Consider the following 2,629-nt stretch of genomic DNA (forward strand, 5'->3'; position numbering starts at 1 on the left):
CCCGGCCCTCGTCGAAGGCCCCGGTCGCCCCGGCGGTCAGCTCCGCCCGCAAGGGCGTCGGAGTGTGGAACTTCGCCGGGGCCAGTCAGGCGCTGGCAGCCTCGAAGGCCGGCTGGTACTACACCTGGGGCACCCAGCACCCGGGGATCAGCACCCCGAAGGGTGTCACGTTCGTGCCCATGATCCGCAGTGCGGAGAACGTCACCGCCCCTGACCTGGCCAGGGCTAAGGCGGCGGGGCCGGACCTGCTCACCTTCAACGAGCCGGACATGCCCGAGCAGGCGAACATGACCGTCGAGCAGGCGCTCGACCTGTGGCCACAGTTGATGGCGACGGGCAGCAGACTGGGCAGCCCGGCGGTCGCCGTCGGCGCGCCCGATCCGCAGGGTTGGCTCGACCGGTTCATGACCGGCGCCCAGGCCCGAGGTCACCGGGTGGACTTCATCACCGTGCACTGGTTCGGTGCCGACTTCGCCACCGCCGCCGCGGTCGACCAACTCCGGCAGTACCTCCAGGCCGTCTACCAGCGGTACCGCAAACCGATCTGGCTGACGGAGTTCGCCCTGATCCGCTTCGACGGCGGCGGTGCGCAGTTCCCCGGCCAGGAACAGCAGGCTGCCTTCCTCACGGCGGCCACCGCCATGCTCGGTCAACTTTCCTACGTGCAGCGCTACGCGTGGTTCGGCCTCCCAGCCACGGACAAGGACCGGTCCGGATTGTTCAGCAGCGGGACCCAGACGACAGCGGTCGGCCGCGCCTTCCAGGCCGCCCGTTGAGCGGGGCCGCGCCGGTGGAGCCGCCGATCACTGCCGGACGCTCCGGGGTCGACGGCCGCGTCTGGCGGATCGTCGGTGTCGTCGCCACCCTGGTCGCGACGACGCTGGCCGTCGGTCTCAGCCAGGGTTGGGGCCGCTCCGGCCGAGCGGCAGACCGGTCTGCCGCCGTTCCGTCGGCGGCGGCGGCCGCCTCGCCCGCTGCCGTGCCGACCGCGCCCGTGGTGCTCAACGGCACCGATGACGCCTTCATCCAACTGCTGATCCCGATGAACGAGGGTGCGCTCGCGCTGATCGACCACCTCGACACCCGGCCGACGGGGGCCGATCCGTCACTGCGGGCCCTCCTCGGCGACCTCCGGCAGGCGCACCAGGCCGAGTTGCGGGACCTGCGCGGGATCCTGGCCGCAGGCAACGTTCCGGAGTTGAACATCCACGAGGGGCACCAGATGCCCGGCATGGTCACCACTGCCAGTCTCGACGAGTTGCGAGCCACCCCCGACGCCGAGGTGCCGTCCCGGGCGGCCGCCCTGCTACGGGCGCACCTCGCGCAGACAGTGGTGTTGTGCCGGGGCGAGCAGACCGCCGGAGGTAGCCCGGAGCTGAAGGCGCTCGCCGGCCGGATCCAGCAGGCACGGGCCACCGAGCTGAGCGCTCTGGACGGCCAGCCCGGCGCTCCGCGGGTCGACTGAGTGTCTGACCTGCACGCCGTCGTCCGTACCCCGATCCGGGTGTCACCGGCGGCCCACCGTGCCGAGGCGTCGCCGGCCGCGCGGTGGCGGGGTGGTCATCGCCGCGCCGCCGGGCGGACCGCGATCGTCACCTCGATCCTGACGATGACCGCCGGGTGGTTGTTCGCCATCCTTCTCGCGCCGCACCTCAGCCTCTCCCCGGGCTGGCGGATGGTCGCCCTCTTCTGCCACCTGACCTGCCTCGTGGTGGGCTTCGGCGCGGTGTTGACGGTGGACTGGATCAGCCTCCGCTGGCTGCTCCGCCGGGAGTCGCTCGGGAACGTGCTGACCGCCGCACGCGGCGTACACCTGCTCATCTGGCTGGGCCTGGTGGGTCTCCTGGTCAGCGGCGCGGCCCTGGGCCCGGACACGTCGTCCGGGCTGGTCTGGGTCAAGCTGCTCGCGGTGTTGGCGGTGGGCGTCAACGGGTTGTTCCTCGGCCGTGTCCGGGATCGACTCACCGCCGTGGACGGCCCTCCGCCCTGGTCGGCTCTGCTCGCTGGCGTCGTCGCGGCCACCGTCTCCCAGGTGGGCTGGTGGACCGCGACTCTGATCGGCTTCTGGAGCGCCAACAGCTGACGCCCGCCGCCAGGGTGCTCAGGCCGGTGAGGGGTGGTTCGCCTCGAACCGGTCGCGCGTCAGGAACGCGAGCTGGGCCCGCTTGTCGGGCATGTCGATCTCCGAGTCGAGGGTGAACCCCTCGATCTCCAGTCGGCGTAGCGCGAGGTGGTTGCGGACGTCCGGCTCGACCACGATCCGCTGGGCGGACGGGTCGCGGAACAGGAAGCGGGCGAGGGCCGGGCCGACGACGTTGGTGAGGCCGCGGGCCAGGCGTCGGTCCGGGCTGAGCAGCAGGTGCATGCCCACGTCGCCGGGCTGGACGCGGTAGCGCTCGCCGACCGGGTCCGCCTCGGGCTGGTAGGTCTGGAAGAGGCCGACCGGCTCCGCGTCGACCATGATCAGGTACGCGTGGTGCGTCGGCAGGCTGTCCACGAAGGCGTAGATCTCGCGCACCTCGTCCACTGTGTGTGACCCCATGCCCCAGAACGAGTTGCGGGGAAGGCCGTCGGGAGGTCCCACCCTCCCGGCGGCGTCGCGCCGTGTCGGCCCTCGCCCGCGGCGAAC

General features: G+C 72.1%; 4 protein-coding genes. 3 read left to right on the forward strand and 1 reads right to left on the reverse strand.

The features are described 5' to 3' along the window. The 3 genes from ACWCO3_RS33715 to ACWCO3_RS33725 all read left to right on the forward strand — a co-directional run. On the forward strand, nucleotides 1–776 hold a 776-nt coding region (locus ACWCO3_RS33715), incomplete at its 5' end, for a glycoside hydrolase family protein (RefSeq protein ID WP_450013994.1). Beyond that, nucleotides 773–1,465 (forward strand): DUF305 domain-containing protein, encoded by a 693-nt coding sequence (locus ACWCO3_RS33720; RefSeq protein ID WP_450013996.1) that lies wholly within the window; start codon nucleotides 773–775, stop codon nucleotides 1,463–1,465. The genes ACWCO3_RS33715 and ACWCO3_RS33720, both read left to right, overlap by 4 nt. Next, nucleotides 1,466–2,083 carry a hypothetical protein gene (locus ACWCO3_RS33725; RefSeq protein ID WP_450013998.1) on the forward strand — a complete coding sequence of 206 codons (618 nt, stop codon included), beginning with the start codon at nucleotides 1,466–1,468 and terminating at the stop codon, nucleotides 2,081–2,083. Nucleotides 2,084–2,101: 18 nt separating this feature from the next. Here the strand turns inward: ACWCO3_RS33725 and ACWCO3_RS33730 are convergent. Beyond that, the coding region (locus ACWCO3_RS33730) for a GNAT family N-acetyltransferase (protein WP_450014000.1) at nucleotides 2,102–2,629 on the reverse strand (528 nt) is incomplete at its 5' end.

This window comes from Micromonospora sp. NPDC002411 (assembly GCF_053592955.1).